Consider the following 20,777-nt stretch of genomic DNA (forward strand, 5'->3'; position numbering starts at 1 on the left):
TTCCATACAAAAAAGCAGAAAGAGATTCTGCTTTTAATTAAGAAGATGATGGATAGCCTCAAAAGCTTTTCCTATTGTGCTTTTCACGCCTTCCGCTAGACTTTGACCTAGCGAGGAGAAAAAGTTAAAAGCCTTTCGTTTTTCTAAAAACTGCTGTTTTTCATCAATATTCACGACTTTTTTTGAACCTAAAACAGCAGCTTCCACCTGACCATCTGACGTTTTAGACACATTAATAACGTGTTCAATCGAAGGATCATTATATCCCTTCATTTTAATTAACCCTTGCTGAGCCGTCTGCATTCCCAAAAATACGACGCACAGTAAAAAGACAGTTAGCACCACTGATTTTAAAGTAAATTTAATCATATTATTAGACCCCTTACTTCTCGATCTTCTGTAGGTACTAACCATTATGACTATATTCTGAAAAACTCATTCATCTAAAAGCGTATTAATGAGTATACGCCCCAAAGTTCTCTTGATCTACTTCATGATGTAAAGCAGCGTTGAGTCCTCCTGCAACTACATTGGCCATATCTTCAATAAACATATCCACTTCTTTTGGCGTGACCATCAAGTTATGGCCTAGAGGCGCAAGCACTTCGTGGATAAGACGTCTTTTTTCTTCATCGGGAAGAGTGCCAATCATACCGAGATACGTTTGACGCTGCTCTTCATTGGGAAGATCATCCTCCGTGAGCTTCTTTTTTTCTCCAAACGTCATACCGGACGGAAGCAGCGACTTAGACGGCTTTCCCTGCTCTTTCATTTCTCGGCCGAAATGTTTTAAGATGAAGTCAATTGTATCGCTTGTAATGGAAACAGCATCTACCACGGTTGGAATACCTATTGCAATAACTGGAATGCCAAGTGTTTCATAACTGATTTCTTTGCGCTTGTTTCCAACGCCAGATCCCGGATGAATACCCGAATCTGAAATTTGAATGGTAGCATTTACCCGTTCAATCGAACGAGCGGCAAGCGCATCAATTGCAATGATAAAATCTGGATTCACTTTCTTTACAACGCCAAAGATAATATCACTTGTCTCAATACCCGTCATTCCCATTACTCCCGGAACAATGGCGCTAACAGGTCTAAAGCCATCTTGCACGCTTTCAGGCTGTAGCTCAAACAAATGTCTTGTAATCAGCAAATTATCTACTGCCTTTGGTCCAAGCGCATCTGGTGTAACACTTAAGTTTCCAAGACCCACTACAAGACAGCTAGCATCATCTGGAATGTTGAGGCTTTTAATAAAAAAATTCAGCTCTTTAGCAAATACTTCTTCCATGGCCTCTTGCTTTTCGGTATCCTGTTCGCGAATGCCTACCGATTCAAGGGTTACATATCGGCCTTTTTTCTTACCGATTGCTTCTGCGCCTTCTTCCGTAATTTCTACCATTGAAATTTTGACACCTTGTTCTTCTTTTTCTTTTACAATTACGCCTTTGATTTCTGACTGGTTATTCGGTTTAGGCTGGTTTTCTAACGCTATGTCTTTTGCTTCGACAGCTAAATCCGTACGCACGCTATATTGACTTAAATCAAGTTCTTTTTCCATTTCTTAACCTCCTAGACAATCTTTGTTGAAATTATTGTCACCGAGGACTGGCAGATTCATGCATTTAAGAAATGAAAAGTGGAAGGAAGGGCGTAATATCAGCTACAAGCTTTTAAAGAAAGGTCTGTCATATAAAATTCCTTGTCAAGGCTATTGCATTCTGTCCTTGTGTTTGATAAAATATCTTTTGTTCTTATTGTGAAGAATGTCGAGTTCTATATAATCTCGATTGTTATCATTTCGGGAGGTGAAACGGATGCCAAACATTAAATCAGCTATCAAACGTGTAAAAACTACTGAAGCTCGCCGTGCTCATAACATTCAAGCTAAATCAGCTATGCGTACTGCAATCAAAAACTTTGAAGCTTTAGTTGAAAACAACGATGTAGATAACGCAAAAGCAGCATTTGCTGTTGCTTCTAAAAAATTAGACAAAGCTGCACAATCTGGTATTATCCACAAAAATGCTGCAGCTCGTCAAAAATCTCGCTTAGCAGTAAAACTTAACGGTTTATCTGCATAATTGAGATAAAAACGATCCCATTAGGATCGTTTTTTTATTGCGCTCTTTTTAATAAAAACAGCTGTAAAATAAGCGCTTTATCCATTTTTCCCGTCTTCATTTCATAATCTGCCTCTGCTAAATCCTTTAAAATTTCTTTAAGCTGCTGTTCCTCAAAACTTCTGCTCTGCTGCAAAGCAATTTTCACACGAAACGGATGTACCTTAATCGTTTGAGCAATTTGCTGCTGACCGTACCCTTGACTAGACAGCTGCTTCGTATGATAAATCAAACGAAACTGTGTCGCTAACAAAGATAAAATTTTAATAGGCTCTTCGTTATTACGAAGTAAATCCTGATACATATTTAAAGCAGTAGAAACCTTTCGCTGAATAACAGCGTCAATAAGCGTAAATACATTTTGTTCAAGCGTTTTTGCCACAAGCTTAAGCACAACTTCTTTTGTAATAACTCCGCCTTGTCCAACGTATAACGCCATTTTTTCAATTTCATTCGTCACAAGCGTTACATTAAGACCCACAAGCTGAATAAGCAGCGTCACAGCATCTTCATCCATATTCACTCCATCTTTTGAAAGTAAATTATGAATCCACTGCTTCATTTCTTTTTCACCAAATTCGTTCGCTTCGATGTAAGCTGCTTGTTTTTTTAATAATTTTGTTATTTTTTTTCTTTCATCCAGCTTTTCATAAGGAGCTAGCAGAATTAACGTTGAAAAAGACGGGGGCTGCTCCACATATTGCTGAAGTTTTGCTAGATCATGCTCTACTTTATCTTTCGATTTTTCAGCCGTTAAAAATGCTGCATTTTTCGCAACTACTACACGCTTGTCTCCTAAAAAAGGAAGCGTTTCAGCATCTTCTAGAACTTGATCAATCGATGTTTCTTCTAAATCGTATAGTGACAAGTTAAATTCTTTATCTTCTTCATTCAACGTATAGTCGACGATTTTATCTCTAATCTTTTTACTCATAAATGCATTGACCCCGTGTATTAAGTAAACGGGGGCTATATTATTTTTGGTAATACTTTTTAAGCTATCAACTGCCAACGTATATACGCTCCTCTTTTTTATTCATCTATATTGATTATGTATAGTTACTGATAAACAAAATACAATTTCTATCGTAAAGGTGTTATGAGTTTTTGGCAACAATACAAAAGGAATTGCCTTAAAGCGACAATTCCTCAGTTTATGATAAACATCAACAATATAAGCCCTAGGTTACTTATTTGTTAATGATTAAACCCTTATCTCTATTTTCTCCTCATGCTCGTAAAGTATAGTTGTTAACTGTTGTCAGTTTGTGAAAACGCTTTTAAATTGTCTAGATTTTTAAAAAAAGTTAGATTATACTGTAAACAGGAGGGGTGTTAATGAACCAATTTGAAGAAAGTGTCCAAAGTAAACGCAACGACGCTGTCGATTCTGCCGTAGGATTTGGTGTTTCATTTGGCTTTTTCACTGCCTTATTTGTTATTGCAACTGTGATTCACTACTTGGGTTCGTAAAATTGCTTCAAGGCTGCTTCTTAGCAGTCTTTTTTAGTTCGTTTTTCTTACTATAGACTATGGAAGTTGCTGCGAAAACGTTCCTGACTTTTTTGTAAATTCATACATTACTCCACCATCTTCATCCGTTCGATAAATATACACCCCGTAGCTTTTCAGAAGCTCTAATGTTTCTTGATGAGGATGACCATAACGATTTTTTTGTCCCGCTGAAACAAGCGCTACTTTAGGATTTAAATGTTGAACAAACTCTTCTGAAGTTGAGGTTTTACTGCCATGATGCCCAACTTTTAATACATCTGCTTTAAGGTTTGGAAAGTCTTTCAATATTCTTTGTTCTCCTTCCTTTTCTAAATCTCCGGTGAATAGCCATCTTAAATTTCCTAACTTAGCGTCTATTACAATTGAGCCGTTGTTGCTCGTTTCTTCGAAACCTGTCGGAGAAATAATCTGAAATACGACACCTCCTCCTTGCCAGCTATCTCCTTGCTGAACAATTTGAACAGGCATGCTTTGTTTTTGAGCAGCGATCACCAAGCCAGTCTCTACGTCATTTAATTCAGCTTTTTCCCCAAGCACCAGCTCTCCGACATCCACTTGTGAAAATAAATGCTGTGCCGCCCCTGCGTGATCATAATCGCCGTGTGTGATAATCATTTTATCTACCCTTGTTATTCCTTTTGAATGCAAAAAGGGAATAAGTACGTCTTCTCCCACGTCAAAAGAAGAACGACGTTTTTGCCATGGTTCTTTTGGAAATGAAACGGTTCCTCCGGTATCGATCATATACACACCTTTTCGATAAGGAAGCTCAATGATAAAGCAGTCTCCTTGTCCTACATCAACCATTGTGACCGTTCCTTTTGGATTCAAATAAGGATACGTACATTGGGCGGCTAACAATGCCACGAGAAGAAACATATAGCGAACGAAAAATTTTCCTTCTTCGACCGCCACAAATAAAGCATAAATGCATAAGTACATGCCCAAAAACAGAACAATGTGGGGTTTCCCCGTTATAAAATCAGCGGGAATCCACTCAAAAAAGCCAAGCAATTTTTCACAAAAAAGTAAAAGAACATGAAGAATTTGCTCCAGCAGTTCACTCACTCCCGGCAAGAGGATACGAACAAAAAGAATGAGCAAACAAAGAGGTAATACAACAAGAGAAAACAACGGTACAAAAACCATATTTAATGGCAAACTGAGGAGAGATACTCCATAAAAATAGTACAGCAATAAAGGAAGTGAACTGACTTGTGCAATCGCTGAAACAGCCATGAGCTGGCTGAAAGAAGAATGAAAACGAGGTAAAATCGTCTGACTGGATAAAATCAATGCAAAACTAACGGCAAAAGAAAGCTGAAATCCTACATCGAATAAATAGTACGGCTTAAAAAGCAGCATGGCCATAAAAGCAAGGCTGATGCTATCAACTAAAAGAATTTTTCTTTGTATTTTTATCGATATAAGCATCAGCATACTCATAAAAACAGCTCGGACAACTGAAGCGCTGCCACCAGCCAAAACCATGTATACAGGAAGAAGCACAAGTAAAAGCGTAATGGCTCGCTCGCGCGTTATTCCAATCCGAATGAGCAAATAAAAACACATTGCTGTCAGCAGTCCAACATGAAGACCTGATATGGCAAGCAAGTGTATTAAACCAAATTGCTGATAGCGCTTGATACTCTCTTCTTCGATACCAGTGCGCTCGCCGTAAATTAGTGCTTGCATAAACCCAGCGCCTGGATCCGACATAGTTTGTTGAATATAATTAATTCCTTTTTGACGAATAAAGGTAAGGTACGTAAGTGGAGTTAAAGTGGGGAGGTGGCATTTTACCAAATCAAGTCTCTTAACGTTAAGCTGCCAATGAATGGACTGATGGTACAAATATTGCTGATAATCAAATGAATGAAGGTTGCGAGCAGGTGAAGGAGAAGTTAATTGCCCCGCTAGTTGACAAACTTGATGAATCGTTAGCTTTTCGAGCTGCTGTTTCTCTTCCAACGTTTTTAGTTTATAAAAAGCCATGACTTCTTCATTTTGAACCGTAAACTTAAAAGTAAGCTTGTCGCCGTCACTATGCGGCACAGATGAAATTTCGCCTGTAAAAGAAGAAGATTCAGCTAAAAGAATCGTTTTGTTATGCTTATTTGTCTCAGCTAATAGGTAGACGCACAAAACACTCAACAGTGCAGAAGCAATAACCACTTTCCTCGGACATTGTAGCCATTGAAAAATGAAAAGCACGATTAGCAAAAACAGGCTTACAGCGGAATGATTATCATATACATATAAAGCTATCATCATGCTAAAAGCACAGTAAATATAATATCCTTTCACTTTTAGCTCCTTTCTTCTTAAAAGAAAGAGGCTTCTTACTGTTACCAAGTAAAAAACCTCTTTTACCTTTAATTTGCCGTAAATAAAGCGAGAGCTTCACGCTGTAAATTCATCACTTCTGCTTCGTCCGCTCCGCTTTTTTCTAAACGAGCGAGAACATCCGTCACAAATTGAAGCTTCTCTTTACTTTTTAAGTCAATGACTGCTTCATCAAGTTCAACTTTTGCTGTTTTCACCCCCGCCTGTTGAAATAACTCAACAGCATAAGGATGATTTTTGTAATCATTAGCGTAATATACTGTTTTAATTCCCGCTTGAATAAGGGCTTTACAGCAGTTTAAGCACGGAAAATGCGTGACGTATACTTCCGCATCTTCTGTTTTCACACCAAACTTAGCACACTGTAGCAGTGCATTCACTTCTGCATGGACAGTTCTTACACAGTGTCCATCAATCACATAACAGCCTTCGTCAGCACAATGCACGCCTCCGCTGATCGAGCCGTTGTATCCTCCAGCTATAATACGTTTATCACGCACCACTGTAGCCCCAACAGCCAGACGTTCACAAGTGCTTCTTAAAGCTAGCAAATGGCTTTGTGCCATAAAATATTGATCCCATGAAATCCGGTTCATCTCATTCCCTACCTTTTTATTTAAAACTGAATAATTATAATTATACTTGTCTCTTTCATAGTGTAGCGTTTCTTTTCCTTTTTCGTCAATAAGTCTCTACTGTACCGTAATTTGAGCTTTGATTTTTTCTAGCGACTTCTCGCCAATACCTGATACTTGCCCCAAATCCTCTACTGTTTGAAACAAGCCATTTTCCTCTCGATATGAAATGATGGCACTCGCTTTTGAAGGTCCAATGCCATTTAACGTTTGCAGTTCATCAGTGTTCGCTGTATTGATATTAACAAGGGGCTGATCGTTTGAAGTTCCTGAGGAAGAGATTGAAGAAACAGGAGATGAAGGGGGGATTTCTTCTCCAGCAGCTGGAATGTAAACTGCCATTTCATCTTGTAGCTTGCTAGCTAAATTGAGCTGTCTTAAGTCCGCTTCTTTCGTAGCGCCTCCGGCTTGTGCTAGAGCATCTTTTACCCTTGCATCTTTCGGAAGCTGGTATACACCAGGCTTCTGAACAGCTCCTTTAATATCCACCATAACAAACGGAGAATCTTGGCTCGAAATTACTTGATCAGACGACCCTCCTTCTTTTTTTGCAGCAGATGATTCTGCCCTTATAATATCTGAGGTTTGAAGAGGACTTTCCGGTTTCTCTCCGCCTGTGCGATAGATATAAAAAGCCAATCCAGCTGCTAAACAAATGCACCCAATTAGCCATTGTTTTTTTGAAAAAGTCAAATTGTACACTCCTTTGAATTTTGAAGTAACGTCATAAATTCCATTATGTCTTCATAGTGTTTAGAAGAAAAGGCTTTTGAAGGAGGGAATGAATCAGTGAACATAGGGTTTATCGGAACAGGAAACATGGGGAAAATATTAATTGATGCGTTTATTGAATCAAAAGCCGTACGTCCTTCTAAAATTACTATTATGAATCGCACAAAAAAAAGAGCGAAAGAGATTCAACAGCAGCATAAAAAAATTCATGTTGCTGATACAGCTGAAGAAGTTGTTCACGCATCCAAAGTCATTTTTATTTGTGTTAAGCCATTGGATATTCACCCCCTTTTAATAAAATTAGAACCACTGCTGACGAAAGACCATTGCATTGTATCCATTACCAGTCCAATTAGCGTAGAACAAATCGAACGCCTCATTCCGAGTCAAGCAGCTAGAATTATCCCTAGCATTACGAATCGGGCATTAGCAGGTGTTTCTCTTTTCACGTTTGGAGAAAGATGTACGCCTTTTTACCAAAGTTATTTACATGAATTATTTTCATCTATGTCAAAGCCTGTGGCTATTGATCAAACGATTACGCGCGTATCATCCGATATCGTAAGCTGCGGTCCTGCATTTTTCAGCTTTTTGCTTCAACGCTTTATTGATGCAGCAGTTCAAGAAACAAATATTTCTGAAGAAGAAGCTACCGTCATGGCCAGTGATATGATTATTGGAATGGGAAAACTGTTGGAAAAAGAAATATTTACGCTTCCTACCTTACAGGATAAAGTATGCGTAAAAGGCGGTGTAACCGGAGAAGGTATTAAAGTTTTAGAAGCTGAACTCGGAGAGATGTTTGTGCACGTATTTCAAAAAACACATGAAAAATTTGACGAAGACATTGAGCTTGTTCACAATCAGTTTGATAATCTTATTCCATAATTTCTGTGAAAATCCTGCTTCAAAACAAAAAAAGAAGCCTCTACTCGGCTTCTTTTTTTTGCGCAGAGAAAAAGATGCGCTCACTGTTTGAAGTAGGCTCACTCATTTTGAAATCTGCACTTACTTCTATATTTATAAAACCAGCTTCGCTCAGCCATGATTGATAATGGTCAATCGACCAAGTGCGTTGAGCATGCATCTCATCAAAGCGATGATATGCATCCATTTCTTCATCATAAGCAAAAAACGTAATATCATGCTCTACGCGCATGTCTGTATCGTCATAGGTGCAGTTCCAAATATATGACACGTCTTCATCTACGTAAGAAAAAGATTGATTTCCAAATACGTCCTTCATCTTGTGCACTGAATGAACATCAAATATAAAGAGCCCACCTGGTTTTAAGTGCTTATATACACGTTGAATGGTTTCTTGAACTTCTTTATCACTTTGCAAATAGTTCAAAGAATCACAAAAGATTACTACACAGTCGAACTCTTTCAATAACTCAAGTTCCGCCATGTTTTGCTGAAAAAGAGATAGCGTTACCCCTGCTTCTGCCGCCTTTTCCTGGGCTACCATAAGCATATCGTCAGACAAATCAACGCCTACTACGGAGAAACCTTCTTTTGCAAATCGAACGGAGAGTTCTCCCGTGCCGCAGGCAAGGTCTAATATACTGTCAGGCTTTGTTTTCGCTTTTGCCACCTGCTGATTAAAAAATTCAGCCCAATCGTCATACGGAACGTCTGCCATTAGCTGATCATATACGTAGGCAAATTCTCCGTACCTGCTCATAGCTGTAGCTCTTCTGAACTTACAAATGGTGCATCTCCCCATAAGCGTTCTAAGTTATAATATCCGCGCTCATCTTTATGGAAAATGTGAACCACAACATCTCCAAGATCAACAAGAACCCACTTAGCCTGCTCAAATCCTTCTAAACGCTTCACAGAAATGCCTTGTTCGTGTGCTTTTTCTTTAATTTCACGAGCAATTGCCTGCACTTGTTTATCTGAGTTACCGTGACAAATAACAAAATAATCTGCCACAAGTGAGATTCCTTCCATATTTAACGCTACGATATCGATTGCTTTTTTATCGTCTGCTGCTTCTACAACAAGAGATAGCAATTCACGTTCAGTCATGTGTTTGACCTCCTAAGATTAAATCATTATATGTCATCATCGTATCGGGATAAACGGCCTGATGTTTAGTCATTAAAAAAGAAATGGTGTTTTTCAGTGATTGAATAAGTGCTGCATTTAAGTCGGTTTTAGCTAACTCCCGCACTTCATCAACACCTGGAAATCTCCTTCTGGGTTCAATGTAATCAGCAACGTACACGATTTTTTCAAGTAACGTCATGCCAGGTCTTCCGGATGTATGGTAAGCAATTGCATCCAATACTTCCTTATCCATAATCCCTACTTCATTTCTCACTAAAAACGCGCCTACTGGAGCATGCCATAATTCGGTATTGTATTCCAATAAAAAAGGGTTCATGTTTTGATCAATAATAATTTGCTTCATCTCTTCCTTTGGACGAAACTTGGCATAGTCATGAAAAATAGCAGCCAGTTCTGCTTTTTTTTCGTCTGCTTCAAAACGCTTAGCTAATTCAATTGCTGTTTCCATTACCCCGACAGTATGAATATAACGACGTTCTGTTAACTGTTTCTTTACAATTTCTAATGCCTCAGTTCGATTCATATAATTGATTCTCCTCGATATATTGTTTAACACCAGCAGGTATAAAATAACGAATGGTTTCTTTCTTTACTACTCGTTTGCGAATAAAGGAAGAGGAGACATCAAACTGCGGAACTTCTACTTCTTTTATCGGGTAAGGGGACGTAATGGTATACCCCGGGCGTTTTACACCTACAAATGTAACCAAATTGACTAATTCATCAATTTCATACCACTTCGGCAAATATTCTACCATATCAGCACCAATGATGAAATGAAACTGATACGTTGGATATTTTTCTGTTAGTATTCTCATCGTATCATATGTATATGAAGGCTCTTTGCGCTCAAATTCAATCGGCTGCAAGGTAAATTGATCATGTTCTTCAATAGCTAGCTTTAGCATTTGTAAACGATGATATGGCTCAATAGGCTCTTTGATTGTTTTATGAGGTGGAATATACGACGGCATGAACCATATCTCATCTAATTTCAAGGCATGCAAAACCTCATTTGCCATCATTAAATGCCCCAAATGAGGCGGATTGAATGTTCCACCTAAAATTCCAATACTCTTCAACAATCCCCGACTCCTTTAATTTACTTCATTTTTAAATAGAGCGGGTTTCCCCGCTCTATTTCATTTCACTTTTGGAAGCATTAACTGCTTATTTTCGCGTGATTCTTTATATAATACAATTGTATTTCCAATCACTTGTACAAGCTCTGCTTTTGTTCCTTTTGTTAATCGAGCAGCAACCGTGTCACGATCTTCGTCACAGTTTTGCAGAATGCTTACTTTTAATAATTCTCTTGCTTCTAATGCATCAGCAATTTGACCAATCATATTTTCATTGACTCCACCTTTTCCTACTTGGAAAATTGGATTTAAATGATGTGCTTTTGAACGTAAAAAACGTTTTTGTTTACCTGTTAACATAAAAACCTCCGTTGTATCTTATCTCTTAGTTAGTGTTGAAAGAACAATGTGTTCCATTGCCTCTTCGTCAGGACGGACGTTCGTCCACTTTTCAAATGCAAGTGCACCTTGCAGTACAAACATACCGACACCGTTATGAATGCCTGCCCCTTTTGCTTCAGCCTCTTTTAAAAGCTTTGTTTTTAAAGGGTTGTAAATAATATCGCTGACTACGGCTTCTTTTTGCAATAAAGTAAGTGCTAAAGGCAGCTCATCAACGTTAGGATACATCCCCACTGAAGTGGTATTAATAATAATATCAAATGTATCTAATTGTTTTTCTGCATCAGAAATAGACATCGCCGCCGTTTTCGTCGAAAAAGGCAGCTCGTTAGCTAATACAGCTGCTTTTTCGACGGTACGATTGCATATCGCAATTACCTCGGGAGCATGCTGAGCTGCAATTGTATAAAAAATAGCTTTTGCAGCCCCTCCAGCTCCAATAATTAAAATTCTTTTTTGGGATAAGCTTCCTTCTACTGCTTTGAGTAAAGACGTCACATACCCCTCTCCGTCGGTATTGTATCCAATATAACGGCCATCTTGATTAACAACTGTATTTACAGCGCCAATTGCCTTTGCTAATGGATCGACTTCATCCAAATACTTCATAATATCAACTTTATAAGGAATCGTGACATTAAATCCTTGAATGTTTTTATCTTTTAGCTCTCCAATGGCTGACTCAAAATGAACAGGTTCAATTGGAAAAGCTTCATAATGAGCATCCATATTCAGACGTTTAAAGGCATCATTTTGCATCAATGGCGATAGTGAATGCCCAAGCGGATAACCAACTAGCCCATATAATGTACTCAAGATTTTTTCCCCTTTTTGTTTAAATTAAAGAATCGCGCACAAATACGCCGACTCCTTTTGGTGCATGCGCCACAACTTTTGAACCTGACTCATTAACCGTCACCCAGCCAAGCCCTGAAAAAACAATATCCGTTTTTTCATTTTTTATTGTAAATTCATGTGCAACCAGTTCAGGAAATTCATCCATTTGCTCTGGGCGCGGCGGCTGAAGCAGTTCACCTGCTTGCTTTTCATACAACTCATCTGCTTTTTCAAGCTTCGTACGATGAATATGCAAATCGTTCGATACATAACATGTTAATGACTTGCGGCCTCCCTGTACATAATCTAAGCGCGCCAGTCCTCCAAAGTATAACGTTTGCCCTTCATTTAGCTGATAAACCTTCGGCTTTATTTCTTTTTTAGGAGAAATTAACTTTAAGTCTCGTTTATCTACATAGTGAGCCATTTGATGGTGATTAATAATACCAGGCGTATCATATAAAGACGCGCCGTTATCAAGCGGGATATCAATCATATCCAGCGTTGTACCCGGATATTGAGATGTAGTAATAATATCTTCTTCTCCCGTTACTTCTTTAATAATGGCATTAATAAATGTTGATTTACCAACGTTTGTACATCCCACAACATATACATCTTTACCTTCGCGGTAATGTTCAATGGCTTCGGCAATTTCGCGAATTCCTTGTCCTTTTTGCGCGCTCATGAGGAACACATCCACTGATTTTAGCCCAAGCTCTTTCGCTTCTCGCTTCATCCAATGAATTAGTTTATTTTTCTTTATAGACTTTGGCAGTAAGTCTGCTTTATTTCCCACTAAAAGAACCTTGTTATTTCCAACAAATCGATGCAAACCAGGTAACCAGCTGCCGTTAAAGTCAAAGATATCTACAACTTTTACAACCAAACCGTCCGTTTGACCAATTCCATTTAAGATTTTTAAAAAATCATCGTCTGTTAAGGAAACATCTTGTACTTCATTATAATGCTTCAAGCGAAAGCATCGCTGGCAAATAATAGCTTCTTTTTCTAGTGCTGATTTTGGAGCATAGCCAAGTTCATCCGGTCGTTCTGTTTGAATCTCCACTCCGCATCCTACGCACTGTAATTTTTCTTCACTCACGTTTTAATCCTCCCAGTTAATCATACCTTTTCGTTTCATCCAACCTAGAATTCTTCGTTCCATTTTACGGTTAAATTTCGTTACAAATCCATCTGTTTGCGCAACTGGTACAACCAAAACCGTATATACGCCTAGGCGATTTCCTCCTAATACATCCGTTAAAAGCTGGTCGCCAATAACTACAACCTCATCTTTTTGCAGCTCCATATCACGAAGAGCTCTTCTAAATGCTTTACGCATCGGTTTGCGTGCTTTATATACAAATGGAAGTCCAACTGGATCTGAAAACAGCTTGACTCGTTTCTCCACATTATTCGATACAATCGTAATTTTAATTCCACTATCTTTCATTAACTGAAACCACTCAATTAATTCCGGAGTGGCATCAGGGCGATCCCATTCCACCAACGTGTTATCTAAGTCGGTAATAATTCCTTTTATTCCGCGCTCTTTCAAATCGTCTGGCTTAATTTGAAACACGTTTTTCACATGTTCATTTGGTAAAAAAAGTTTCAACACGTATCATGCACCTCGAATATATAGTTACATACTAAAATTAACGCCGTCTATCATTATAACGACTTCTTGCTATTTTCCAACCTAAAATTTTATTCTCTTCAAAAACAGGTCTTTTCTTAGTATAAAGGATATGCCTTGTGAATGCTTTAACTTTATACAGAAAGTTATTGACAAAAGGTAGCAAACCTCTATTTGTTCGTGGGCTTACGATATATTCACTCTCTGCAAACTTAAAATAAAAAATAGTGCAGAAAACGTTTATTACTTATCAAATAGGGTAAGTGGTAAACAAATTCTGTTAAAAGTTTTCGACAAAAAATGATAAGCCTAATTATGTGGATAAGTTTATACACATTATCCTCTGTTATAGTTCAGCAATTAATGGTAATTATAAACAACATACCCACATTTTATCCACCGAAAGCTGTGGATAACAGAACGATTGTTCCTTTATTTGATTCATGTTAGATTATAAATAAGGAATTTATTAGCATTTAAATATAACTTTTTAGGATATTTATTTTAGTAGGAGGTGGCGGCAATCTTATGAGAAAATTATCAGATGAGCTGCTTATTGAATCATACAGCAAAGCAACCGAACTGCAATTAAGCCCTGATTTTATAAAATTAATTGAAGAGGAAATTGAAAGAAGATCATTAAAGATTAACATACAAATTCCTTCTTAACGAATAAAAGAGCCTTCTTAATAAAAGAAAGCTGCATCTTCATTTATCTATCTACTCTTTTATTATATAGGCTCTATTTTTTCAAATGAGCAATTGGTTCTCCATACTTTACATAAGAACCTGAGTGAACGTTAGAATCAAAAGTGATTGAGTTCTTCTCAAATAATAAAATGACAGTCGAACCAAACGTGAAGTAAGCCATTTCTTCCCCTTTTTCGACTACTTCTTTTTTAGAAACCGCTTCAATGCTGTTGATAAACATGGCTCCTACTTTTACCATCAGCATGTGACCATTTTCAAATGTTAACTCCGTGAGCTTCCGGAAATTTTTCACCAGCGGTTCTTTCCCGTACTTGATTCCTAATGAATTTACTGGATAAGACTTTTGTCCAACGGTCCACGTATTCCCTACTCGGGCTTTAAGAGGACTGTGAATGCGATGATAGTCTTTCGGACTAAGATAGAGGATAATAAACTGTCCCTCTATATATTTTTCAAGAATGAGATCATTTGAAACCATTTCCTGTATAGAATAAGGTTTGTTTTTTACAATCATTTCTTTTTGAGGCGTAATGACTCCATATGCTTCTATCTTTGCATCTACAGGACTGACAACGCTGTCTTTCTGCTGATCGACCGGACGGGCAGAAGGATTCAAACGGCGAATAAATAGCTCGTGTAAGTTTTGATAATGATGCAGAGGCTTGTCCATTTCTTCTTTATTTACTTTAAAAACTTTTGTATAGGAGGGTATAACAAACCGACTCCATTTAGAGAAAGTGAATTTTCGAATGAGCTTCGATGATCCTTGGTGATTCGTAAGCTCAATAAACGTTCGATACAGGTGCTGCAACAATAATTTTACCTCCACATACTGAATAGTTCTTTACTAGAATAAGGTTTGCGTCTACAATGAAATTACCATTATTTTTACCTTTAGTTCATTCCATCCTTTAAAGGAGTGAGGAAATTGTTTTTATTAGACTATCTAGATCATACAATTAAAAAGCTGAGATCCCAAGCGGCAAACTCCTTAACCATTGTTAATTTAAGTTTAGGAAGCTTTGCTATTTTATTTGTCATGAAAAATGAATTGAACTTAAGTTTATTACTAATTTTTTTAGCAGCGTTAGCAGACCGATTCGACGGCATGGTAGCCAGAAAGCTGCAAATTGAATCTGAACTTGGAAAACAACTGGACTCCATGTGCGATATTATATCATTTGGCATCGCTCCAGCTCTACTACTTTATCAGAGTATTTTGTCTCACTTTGGTGCTGCAGGTTCAATTGTTACCATCTGTTACATTGCTTGCGGAGCACTTCGTCTTGCCCGCTTTAACATCACAGAAAATACTGGGTATTTTACAGGGCTCCCTATTACTGCAGCAGGTTGTTTATTAACTCTTAGCTACTTGGGCGTCCCTTATTTACCTTCACACTTTTATATGTTTTTAATTATCGTACTCGCTTGCTTGATGATTAGTACTTTCAAGCTAAAAAAAGTATAGAGCTCCATTTACTTTTACAGAGGAATATTATCATCTTGCTTCTTTTCTTAATTATAGAATAAATCATCTTCTTTAAGAAACAAAGCGAAAATTCCTTAAGAATTCTTAAAAATGAATGTTTCTATTCGGTAGGATATGTCACCTAAAAAAACTCATGCACATGCATGAGTTTTTTTTAACACCAGCAGCTAAAAAACCAATAGAAGCTTCCGAAAATTAATAACAGAACAAATAGAACAATCAACAATCCAAGTCCCCAGCCGAAGCCTCCTCCGCATGGGTAAGCTGGATAATTAGGATAACAGCAGCCTCCGTAACCGTACATACTCTCCCTCCTTACACTATGAACTACTACTAGCGTATGTACACACTTTTTCTCTGTATAGGCTGGTAACTATCTCTAAAGAGAAATCTGTGGACTTTTTCAAACTCTCTTGTCCCCGAGGGGAATTTTAAACGTACAGGCAAAGACATCCTTCTTTTTACATATAGTGTAATGTTAGTCTCTCACAGGTTGATATCCCCTTATGGAGGTGAAGAGATGTCTGCATTATTTACCGCACTAGGCTATTTCTTTAAAGAATTGGTTTTCCTTGTTTCCTACGTAAAAAACAATGCGTTTCCTCAACCCTTGTCTGCTGCTGAAGAAAAGAGATATTTATCTTTAATGGAACAAGGAGATCAAGAAGCACGAAATCTTCTTATTGAACACAATCTCCGACTCGTTGCGCATATTGTTAAAAAGTTTGAAAACACGGGAGAGGATGCGGAAGATTTAATTTCAATTGGGACAATCGGTTTAATTAAAGCAATCGAAAGTTATTCGCAAGGAAAAGGAACAAAATTAGCTACTTATGCCGCACGCTGTATTGAAAATGAAATATTGATGCACTTGCGAGCGCTCAAAAAAACAAAAAAAGATGTGTCGCTGCATGATCCAATTGGCCAGGATAAAGAAGGAAATGAAATCAGTTTGATTGATGTATTAAAATCAGAATCAGACGATGTAATTGATATGATTCAACTAAATATGGAATTAGAAAAAATAAAAGAATACATCGATATCCTCGATGATCGAGAAAAGGAAGTAATTGTTGGCCGCTTCGGTTTGGATCTGCAGGATGAAAAAACCCAGCGAGAAATTGCAAAGGAATTAAATATTTCAAGAAGTTACGTTTCGCGAATTGAAAAGCGAGCGCTGATGAAAATGTTTCACGAATTTTACAGAGCCGAAAAAGAGAAAAAAAAGAGCGGAAAGAAGGAGAATTAATCCTTCTTTCCGCTCTTTTTTTAAAATAATTTCCAAATAATAATCCGTAGCAAACACATCATTACTCCCCCTACTAATCATTTAGGTGGAATCTTTCTCCACAAGCAGCCATACAACGATATATCCTTTTTGATTAATCATCATTCATCCACTCCTTTCCACTGTTCAAATTAGAAATGACGATAAAACTCATACTTGCGGTCTTTTATTTCTTCTTCTAATTGTCTTACATACTGTTCATGCTTAATTTCTGCCTCTGAGTATTGACGGGACTTTATGGTAATAGTTAAAAAGAAAATGTTCAGTGTCATTACAATCACCTCCTTATACACAAAAAAGCCACAGTAATGCATAAGCATCCTGTGGCTGAAAAATAATAAAAACCACAGGGATACTATTCGCACCTGTGGTGAATTAACGTGTTTTAATGATCAAGGTAAGAAAGTTACTTGATACAGGAACACGGCCGAATAGTATACGTATATAGACGATTTTTGAACATAGCTGAAACTGGATGATCCATAACTGATAAACGTCTTAACATATGACTCGACCTCCTTTTAATAAAGTATTTTCCTTACAATGGTAATTATATCCACGAACTCATAAAAAGTAAACTGTTTTTTTGAAAAATAGGGAATTTTTTTATTTTTTTCAACCCTCATAAAAAAAAGACGATGTATGATCGTCTTTTTATATCTATTATTCTTTTTCTTTCATTAGTTCTTTTTTCAGTTTTTTAGTTTGATAACTAAAATAAAAGGCAAGGGCGGCAAAAAGAATAACGATTGCTTCCATTATTCCAAGCTGCATATCACTTTTTTCACCTTGGCCAATCATAACACCAATGTACAAGAATGTACTTACGGCTAGAAGGACGTAAATAAAGCGGCTGTAATCTTCAATTTTTGCTTTGATGTGTTGAGCTTTCATACAATCACCTTCTCAGTAGAATGTTATAACTCTACTCTATCATAGATCTATAGGTCTATGAAAATCCTATTTTTACCACCTTTATTCCAATGCTCTTTCTAAGTCTTCAATTAAATCTTCTACATCTTCAAGGCCTACAGAAATACGAATTAATCCATCTGTAATTCCTAGCTCTTTACGTCGGTCGCTCGGTATAGAAGCATGAGTCATTTTAGAAGGAATGGAAATGAGGCTTTCGATGGCTCCTAAACTTTCTGCTAATGTAAAATACTTCACTTTGCTCAGTACTTCTTCCGCTTTCTCTTCGCTTCCCACATCAAACGAAACCATTCCCCCAAAACCTCTTGCCTGCTTTTTAGCAATGAGGTGGTTTGGGTGGGTTTTTAATCCTGGATAATATACTTTTGTAACAGCAGGATGAGCAAGTAAAAATTCTACTATTTTCCCCGTATTGAATTCATGTTCTTCCATTCGTATTCCTAATGTTTTAATCCCTCTCATTAAAAGCCAAGAATCTTGAGGTCCTAAAATGCCTCCAGTCGCATTTTGAATAAAATGAAGGTCTTCAGCTAATTTAGGCGAATTCACCACTGCTAGCCCTGCTACAACGTCACTGTGTCCCCCTAAATACTTAGTTGCACTGTGCAGAACAATATCTGCGCCTTTTTCGATAGGATTTTGCCAATACGGCGTACTAAATGTGTTGTCAACGATGGTAAGTAAATGGTGTTGTTTAGCTACTGAAGAAGCATGCTGCAAGTCAGTAATTTTTAGAAGAGGATTCGTTGGAGTTTCAATAAAAATGCCTTTTGTGTTAGGGCGAATTTCTTTCTCGATATTTTCGATATCGCTTGTATCAATAAAAGTAGCCTCAATGCCGATACGGCTTAGTACCTTTGTGATCACTCGATACGTTCCTCCGTATACGTCATCTGTAATTAACACATGATCTCCGCTGTTAAACAGCATGAACACGGCAGTAGTAGCGGCCATACCAGATCCAAACGCAAACCCAGCATACCCTCCTTCAATTTCTTTGATAAGTTCTTCTAAGGCATGCCGTGTAGGGTTACCGGTTCTCGAATACTCATATCCCGTATGTTTTCCTGCTCCCTCTTGTTTATAAGTACTCACTTGATAAATAGGAACAGAGACAGCACCCGTCTGTTCATCGCCAACGATTCCACCATGAATCAACTGTGTTTTGCGTTTCATCTTATCTTCCTCCACTGTAAATATTTTTACTTAAGTACCGTTCGCTGCTATCCGGAAAAATCGTGACGATATGAGCCCCTTTTTCTGCATTTTTTGCTTCGATCAGGGCTGCTTCGAAGGCTGCTCCTGAAGAGCTCCCTACTAGTAACCCCTCTTTTAAAGCCAGCTCTTTCACTCTTTGAAAAGCATAAACATCTTCAACAGTATGAATAGCATTAAAATAAGACTGCTCCATATAATCAGGGATGAACTCCATTCCAATTCCTTCAGTTAAGTGAGGGCCGGATTTCCCTCCGTTTAAAATTGAACCTTCTGGCTCCACAATGACTGTTTTTAGAGAAGGATTTTTTTCTTTCAAAAATTTCGCTGTACCCATAAATGTTCCCCCTGTACCTGCCCCAGCTACAAACACGTCAACTTTTCCATCAAGCTGTTCATATATTTCTGGCCCTAAGGTTTTGTAATAAGTCATAGGGTTGGCCGGATTAGCAAACTGCTGAGGGCAATAAGAACCAGGTATTTCACGCAGCAGCTCTTGAGCCTTGTTTATAGCACCTTTCATACCAGCTTCAGTAGGCGTTTGAACCACCGTTGCCCCCAAAGCCTTCATAAGCTGCTGTTTTTCAATACTGAATTTTTCTGGAACACAAAGTATGACGTTTATGTCGTGCTGAAGAGCAGCTAAAGCGAGCCCGATCCCCGTATTCCCAGCAGTAGGCTCAACCACCGTTCCCCCTCGCTTCAGTCTTCCAGAGCCAAGAGCTTCTTGCAGCAGTTCTTTTCCTAAACGATCTTTTACACTTCCTCCTGGATTAACATATTCCAGTTTGGCAAATATCCTGATTTCCCTAGGTAAATCAAATTGTGTAATCTCAATCATAGGTGTGTTTCCAATCAATTCATGAACGTTTTTGACTACCTTCATAATCTTGAACACCTCGCTATCGAAATAATATAACTTAACCTATAAATAAAGTAGGAATTAAGATAAAAATATAGTCTACACCCCATGTTATGACAAACGATGCAGAGTGTAGACGAAAACAAACTCTATATTTTACGAACAGCTTATTTTAATTTTGTAATAAAATTCAATACTAATTTCGTTGAATTAACAGCCGCTTTTTCTAAAAATTGCTCAAAAGAAACATTTGATTCTTTGCCGGCGATGTCAGAAAGAGCACGAAGAATAACAAACGGCACGCCAAATTGATAGCATACTTGAGCAACAGCCGCCGCTTCCATTTCAGCTGCATACAGGTCTGGAAACTTAGAGCGAACAAACTCTACGCGCACAGGATCGTTCATGAACGAATCTCCTGTAGCAATTAGTCCTTTTACAATTTTCATATCCGTTACTTCAAGAGCGCTTTCTTCAGCAAGACGAACTAGTTTTTCATCTGCTTTAAAAGCTGCAGGCAAGTTTGGCACTTGACCGTATTCATAGTTGAATACCGTTACATCTACATCATGATGACGAACTTCTGTTGAAATGACCGCATCCCCTACGTTTAACTCTGGATGAAAGCCGCCTGCTGATCCTGTGTTAATAACGTAATCAGGTTTGAACTTCTCTAGTAAGATGGCTGTAGATAGCGCAGCATTTACTTTTCCAATACCTGATTTTAATAATACAACCTCCACGCCGCTGATTGTTCCTGTCGAGTATTCACATCCTGCGATTACTGTTTCTTGACGATTCTCAATTTTATCGCGTAAAATCGTCACTTCTTCTTCCATTGCTCCAATGATTGCTACTTTCATTTTAAAACCTCTTTCTA

Annotated in this window: 27 protein-coding genes; 6 read left to right on the forward strand and 21 right to left on the reverse strand. The window is 37.9% G+C overall.

Annotated features, from left to right (window positions below; all coding sequences use genetic code 11):
- Positions 1–33 precede the first annotated feature (33 nt).
- Positions 34–369, reverse strand: coding sequence for a DUF3679 domain-containing protein (locus tag MMB68_RS04115; protein ID WP_277548261.1), 336 nt, complete (start codon positions 367–369; stop codon positions 34–36).
- An 85-nt stretch (positions 370–454) separates the two neighbouring features.
- Entirely contained in the window at positions 455–1,567 is a 1,113-nt protein-coding gene (gpr, locus tag MMB68_RS04120) for a GPR endopeptidase (protein WP_013059248.1), read from the reverse strand.
- A 256-nt stretch (positions 1,568–1,823) separates the two neighbouring features.
- Here gpr and rpsT point away from each other — a divergent pair, with 256 nt between their 5' ends.
- On the forward strand, positions 1,824–2,090 hold the full coding sequence (rpsT, locus tag MMB68_RS04125; RefSeq protein ID WP_013059249.1) for a 30S ribosomal protein S20: 267 nt from the start codon (positions 1,824–1,826) through the stop codon (positions 2,088–2,090).
- A gap of 34 nt (positions 2,091–2,124) precedes the next feature.
- Here the strand turns inward: rpsT and holA are convergent, their stop codons facing one another.
- Positions 2,125–3,141 (reverse strand): DNA polymerase III subunit delta, encoded by a 1,017-nt coding sequence (gene holA, locus MMB68_RS04130; protein WP_221784596.1) that lies wholly within the window; start codon positions 3,139–3,141, stop codon positions 2,125–2,127.
- A 326-nt stretch (positions 3,142–3,467) separates the two neighbouring features.
- Between holA and MMB68_RS04135 the strand changes: the two genes are divergently transcribed.
- On the forward strand, positions 3,468–3,602 hold the full coding sequence (locus MMB68_RS04135) for a YqzM family protein (RefSeq protein WP_013059251.1): 135 nt from the start codon (positions 3,468–3,470) through the stop codon (positions 3,600–3,602).
- A 57-nt stretch (positions 3,603–3,659) separates the two neighbouring features.
- Here the strand turns inward: MMB68_RS04135 and MMB68_RS04140 are convergent, their stop codons facing one another.
- From MMB68_RS04140 to MMB68_RS04150, 3 genes are all read right to left on the reverse strand, one after another.
- On the reverse strand, positions 3,660–5,951 hold the full coding sequence (locus MMB68_RS04140; protein WP_277548263.1) for a DNA internalization-related competence protein ComEC/Rec2: 2,292 nt from the start codon (positions 5,949–5,951) through the stop codon (positions 3,660–3,662).
- A gap of 68 nt (positions 5,952–6,019) precedes the next feature.
- Positions 6,020–6,586, reverse strand: coding sequence for a ComE operon protein 2 (locus MMB68_RS04145; RefSeq protein WP_014458174.1), 567 nt, complete (start codon positions 6,584–6,586; stop codon positions 6,020–6,022).
- Between the two features lie 96 nt (positions 6,587–6,682).
- Positions 6,683–7,318, reverse strand: coding sequence for a helix-hairpin-helix domain-containing protein (locus MMB68_RS04150; protein ID WP_406626924.1), 636 nt, complete (start codon positions 7,316–7,318; stop codon positions 6,683–6,685).
- A 96-nt stretch (positions 7,319–7,414) separates the two neighbouring features.
- Here MMB68_RS04150 and comER point away from each other — a divergent pair, with 96 nt between their 5' ends.
- Positions 7,415–8,245, forward strand: coding sequence for a late competence protein ComER (gene comER, locus MMB68_RS04155; RefSeq protein WP_221784600.1), 831 nt, complete (start codon positions 7,415–7,417; stop codon positions 8,243–8,245).
- Between the two features lie 40 nt (positions 8,246–8,285).
- Here the strand turns inward: comER and MMB68_RS04160 are convergent, their stop codons facing one another.
- From MMB68_RS04160 to MMB68_RS04195, 8 genes are read right to left on the reverse strand one after another with little or no spacing between them, the layout of a single operon-like run.
- Positions 8,286–9,044 carry a class I SAM-dependent DNA methyltransferase gene (locus tag MMB68_RS04160; RefSeq protein ID WP_221784601.1) on the reverse strand — a complete coding sequence of 253 codons (759 nt, stop codon included), beginning with the start codon at positions 9,042–9,044 and terminating at the stop codon, positions 8,286–8,288.
- Positions 9,041–9,394, reverse strand: a complete 354-nt coding sequence (rsfS, locus tag MMB68_RS04165; RefSeq protein ID WP_013085071.1) for a ribosome silencing factor — start codon at positions 9,392–9,394, stop codon at positions 9,041–9,043. The genes MMB68_RS04160 and rsfS overlap by 4 nt, the downstream gene beginning before the upstream one ends.
- Entirely contained in the window at positions 9,387–9,959 is a 573-nt protein-coding gene (gene yqeK, locus MMB68_RS04170) for a bis(5'-nucleosyl)-tetraphosphatase (symmetrical) YqeK (RefSeq protein ID WP_277548266.1), read from the reverse strand. Before yqeK ends, rsfS begins: the two co-directional genes overlap by 8 nt.
- Positions 9,946–10,518 (reverse strand): nicotinate-nucleotide adenylyltransferase, encoded by a 573-nt coding sequence (locus MMB68_RS04175; RefSeq protein WP_116073727.1) that lies wholly within the window; start codon positions 10,516–10,518, stop codon positions 9,946–9,948. The genes yqeK and MMB68_RS04175 overlap by 14 nt, the downstream gene beginning before the upstream one ends.
- Before the next feature lie 60 nt (positions 10,519–10,578).
- The gene (gene yhbY, locus MMB68_RS04180) at positions 10,579–10,878 is read right to left on the reverse strand and encodes a ribosome assembly RNA-binding protein YhbY (protein WP_013059260.1); all 300 of its coding nucleotides are present in this window, start codon (positions 10,876–10,878) and stop codon (positions 10,579–10,581) included.
- Between the two features lie 18 nt (positions 10,879–10,896).
- Positions 10,897–11,736 (reverse strand): shikimate dehydrogenase, encoded by an 840-nt coding sequence (aroE, locus tag MMB68_RS04185; protein WP_277548267.1) that lies wholly within the window; start codon positions 11,734–11,736, stop codon positions 10,897–10,899.
- Between the two features lie 19 nt (positions 11,737–11,755).
- Complete coding sequence (yqeH, locus tag MMB68_RS04190; protein ID WP_269871084.1) at positions 11,756–12,862, reverse strand: ribosome biogenesis GTPase YqeH; 1,107 nt, start codon at positions 12,860–12,862, stop codon at positions 11,756–11,758.
- A gap of 3 nt (positions 12,863–12,865) precedes the next feature.
- A complete protein-coding gene (locus MMB68_RS04195) occupies positions 12,866–13,378 on the reverse strand; it encodes a YqeG family HAD IIIA-type phosphatase (RefSeq protein ID WP_013059263.1) in 513 nt (170 codons plus the stop codon).
- Between the two features lie 549 nt (positions 13,379–13,927).
- On the opposite strand from MMB68_RS04195, the gene MMB68_RS04200 reads away from it, so the two are divergent.
- Positions 13,928–14,068 carry a sporulation histidine kinase inhibitor Sda gene (locus tag MMB68_RS04200; RefSeq protein ID WP_028410607.1) on the forward strand — a complete coding sequence of 47 codons (141 nt, stop codon included), beginning with the start codon at positions 13,928–13,930 and terminating at the stop codon, positions 14,066–14,068.
- 73 nt (positions 14,069–14,141) lie between these two features.
- Here the strand turns inward: MMB68_RS04200 and MMB68_RS04205 are convergent, their stop codons facing one another.
- Positions 14,142–14,924 (reverse strand): phosphatidylserine decarboxylase, encoded by a 783-nt coding sequence (locus tag MMB68_RS04205; RefSeq protein ID WP_221784604.1) that lies wholly within the window; start codon positions 14,922–14,924, stop codon positions 14,142–14,144.
- A gap of 114 nt (positions 14,925–15,038) precedes the next feature.
- Between MMB68_RS04205 and pssA the strand changes: the two genes are divergently transcribed.
- Complete coding sequence (gene pssA / locus MMB68_RS04210; protein WP_013059266.1) at positions 15,039–15,578, forward strand: CDP-diacylglycerol--serine O-phosphatidyltransferase; 540 nt, start codon at positions 15,039–15,041, stop codon at positions 15,576–15,578.
- Positions 15,579–15,753: 175 nt separating this feature from the next.
- Here pssA and MMB68_RS04215 read toward each other — a convergent pair whose 3' ends face one another.
- The gene (locus tag MMB68_RS04215; protein WP_014458166.1) at positions 15,754–15,903 is read right to left on the reverse strand and encodes a hypothetical protein; all 150 of its coding nucleotides are present in this window, start codon (positions 15,901–15,903) and stop codon (positions 15,754–15,756) included.
- Between the two features lie 216 nt (positions 15,904–16,119).
- Between MMB68_RS04215 and sigK the strand changes: the two genes are divergently transcribed.
- Positions 16,120–16,848, forward strand: coding sequence for an RNA polymerase sporulation sigma factor SigK (sigK, locus tag MMB68_RS04220; RefSeq protein ID WP_013059268.1), 729 nt, complete (start codon positions 16,120–16,122; stop codon positions 16,846–16,848).
- 170 nt (positions 16,849–17,018) lie between these two features.
- On the opposite strand, the gene MMB68_RS04225 is transcribed toward sigK, so the two are convergent.
- The 5 genes from MMB68_RS04225 to mtnN form a co-directional block, all read right to left on the reverse strand.
- Entirely contained in the window at positions 17,019–17,159 is a 141-nt protein-coding gene (locus tag MMB68_RS04225) for a YrzI family small protein (RefSeq protein WP_013059269.1), read from the reverse strand.
- Positions 17,160–17,550: 391 nt separating this feature from the next.
- Positions 17,551–17,781, reverse strand: a complete 231-nt coding sequence (locus MMB68_RS04230; RefSeq protein ID WP_013059270.1) for a YrhC family protein — start codon at positions 17,779–17,781, stop codon at positions 17,551–17,553.
- 81 nt (positions 17,782–17,862) lie between these two features.
- Complete coding sequence (locus MMB68_RS04235; RefSeq protein ID WP_264408580.1) at positions 17,863–18,996, reverse strand: bifunctional cystathionine gamma-lyase/homocysteine desulfhydrase; 1,134 nt, start codon at positions 18,994–18,996, stop codon at positions 17,863–17,865.
- A gap of 1 nt (position 18,997) precedes the next feature.
- The gene (locus MMB68_RS04240; protein ID WP_221784607.1) at positions 18,998–19,921 is read right to left on the reverse strand and encodes a PLP-dependent cysteine synthase family protein; all 924 of its coding nucleotides are present in this window, start codon (positions 19,919–19,921) and stop codon (positions 18,998–19,000) included.
- A 143-nt stretch (positions 19,922–20,064) separates the two neighbouring features.
- Positions 20,065–20,760, reverse strand: a complete 696-nt coding sequence (mtnN, locus tag MMB68_RS04245; protein WP_028411671.1) for a 5'-methylthioadenosine/S-adenosylhomocysteine nucleosidase — start codon at positions 20,758–20,760, stop codon at positions 20,065–20,067.
- Positions 20,761–20,777: the final 17 nt, after the last annotated feature.

Source organism: Priestia sp. Y58 (assembly GCF_029522095.1).
GTDB classification, from domain to species: domain Bacteria; phylum Bacillota; class Bacilli; order Bacillales; family Bacillaceae_H; genus Priestia; species Priestia megaterium_E.

What these genes read in the sequence shown, in the direction of transcription:
- mtnN (WP_028411671.1), bottom strand. Translation starts at nt 20,760, where the DNA reads ATGAAAGTAGCAATCATTGGAGCAATGGAAGAAGAAGTGACGATTTTA.
- MMB68_RS04145 (WP_014458174.1), bottom strand. Translation starts at nt 6,586, where the DNA reads ATGAACCGGATTTCATGGGATCAATATTTTATGGCACAAAGCCATTTG.
- rsfS (WP_013085071.1), bottom strand. Translation starts at nt 9,394, where the DNA reads ATGACTGAACGTGAATTGCTATCTCTTGTTGTAGAAGCAGCAGACGAT.
- MMB68_RS04135 (WP_013059251.1), top strand. Translation starts at nt 3,468, where the DNA reads ATGAACCAATTTGAAGAAAGTGTCCAAAGTAAACGCAACGACGCTGTC.
- MMB68_RS04160 (WP_221784601.1), bottom strand. Translation starts at nt 9,044, where the DNA reads ATGAGCAGGTACGGAGAATTTGCCTACGTATATGATCAGCTAATGGCA.
- gpr (WP_013059248.1), bottom strand. Translation starts at nt 1,567, where the DNA reads ATGGAAAAAGAACTTGATTTAAGTCAATATAGCGTGCGTACGGATTTA.
- yqeK (WP_277548266.1), bottom strand. Translation starts at nt 9,959, where the DNA reads ATGAATCGAACTGAGGCATTAGAAATTGTAAAGAAACAGTTAACAGAA.
- sigK (WP_013059268.1), top strand. Translation starts at nt 16,120, where the DNA reads ATGTCTGCATTATTTACCGCACTAGGCTATTTCTTTAAAGAATTGGTT.
- rpsT (WP_013059249.1), top strand. Translation starts at nt 1,824, where the DNA reads ATGCCAAACATTAAATCAGCTATCAAACGTGTAAAAACTACTGAAGCT.
- MMB68_RS04230 (WP_013059270.1), bottom strand. Translation starts at nt 17,781, where the DNA reads ATGAAAGCTCAACACATCAAAGCAAAAATTGAAGATTACAGCCGCTTT.
- MMB68_RS04115 (WP_277548261.1), bottom strand. Translation starts at nt 369, where the DNA reads ATGATTAAATTTACTTTAAAATCAGTGGTGCTAACTGTCTTTTTACTG.
- MMB68_RS04200 (WP_028410607.1), top strand. Translation starts at nt 13,928, where the DNA reads ATGAGAAAATTATCAGATGAGCTGCTTATTGAATCATACAGCAAAGCA.
- MMB68_RS04235 (WP_264408580.1), bottom strand. Translation starts at nt 18,996, where the DNA reads ATGAAACGCAAAACACAGTTGATTCATGGTGGAATCGTTGGCGATGAA.
- MMB68_RS04225 (WP_013059269.1), bottom strand. Translation starts at nt 17,159, where the DNA reads ATGACACTGAACATTTTCTTTTTAACTATTACCATAAAGTCCCGTCAA.
- MMB68_RS04215 (WP_014458166.1), bottom strand. Translation starts at nt 15,903, where the DNA reads ATGTACGGTTACGGAGGCTGCTGTTATCCTAATTATCCAGCTTACCCA.
- yhbY (WP_013059260.1), bottom strand. Translation starts at nt 10,878, where the DNA reads ATGTTAACAGGTAAACAAAAACGTTTTTTACGTTCAAAAGCACATCAT.
- MMB68_RS04240 (WP_221784607.1), bottom strand. Translation starts at nt 19,921, where the DNA reads ATGAAGGTAGTCAAAAACGTTCATGAATTGATTGGAAACACACCTATG.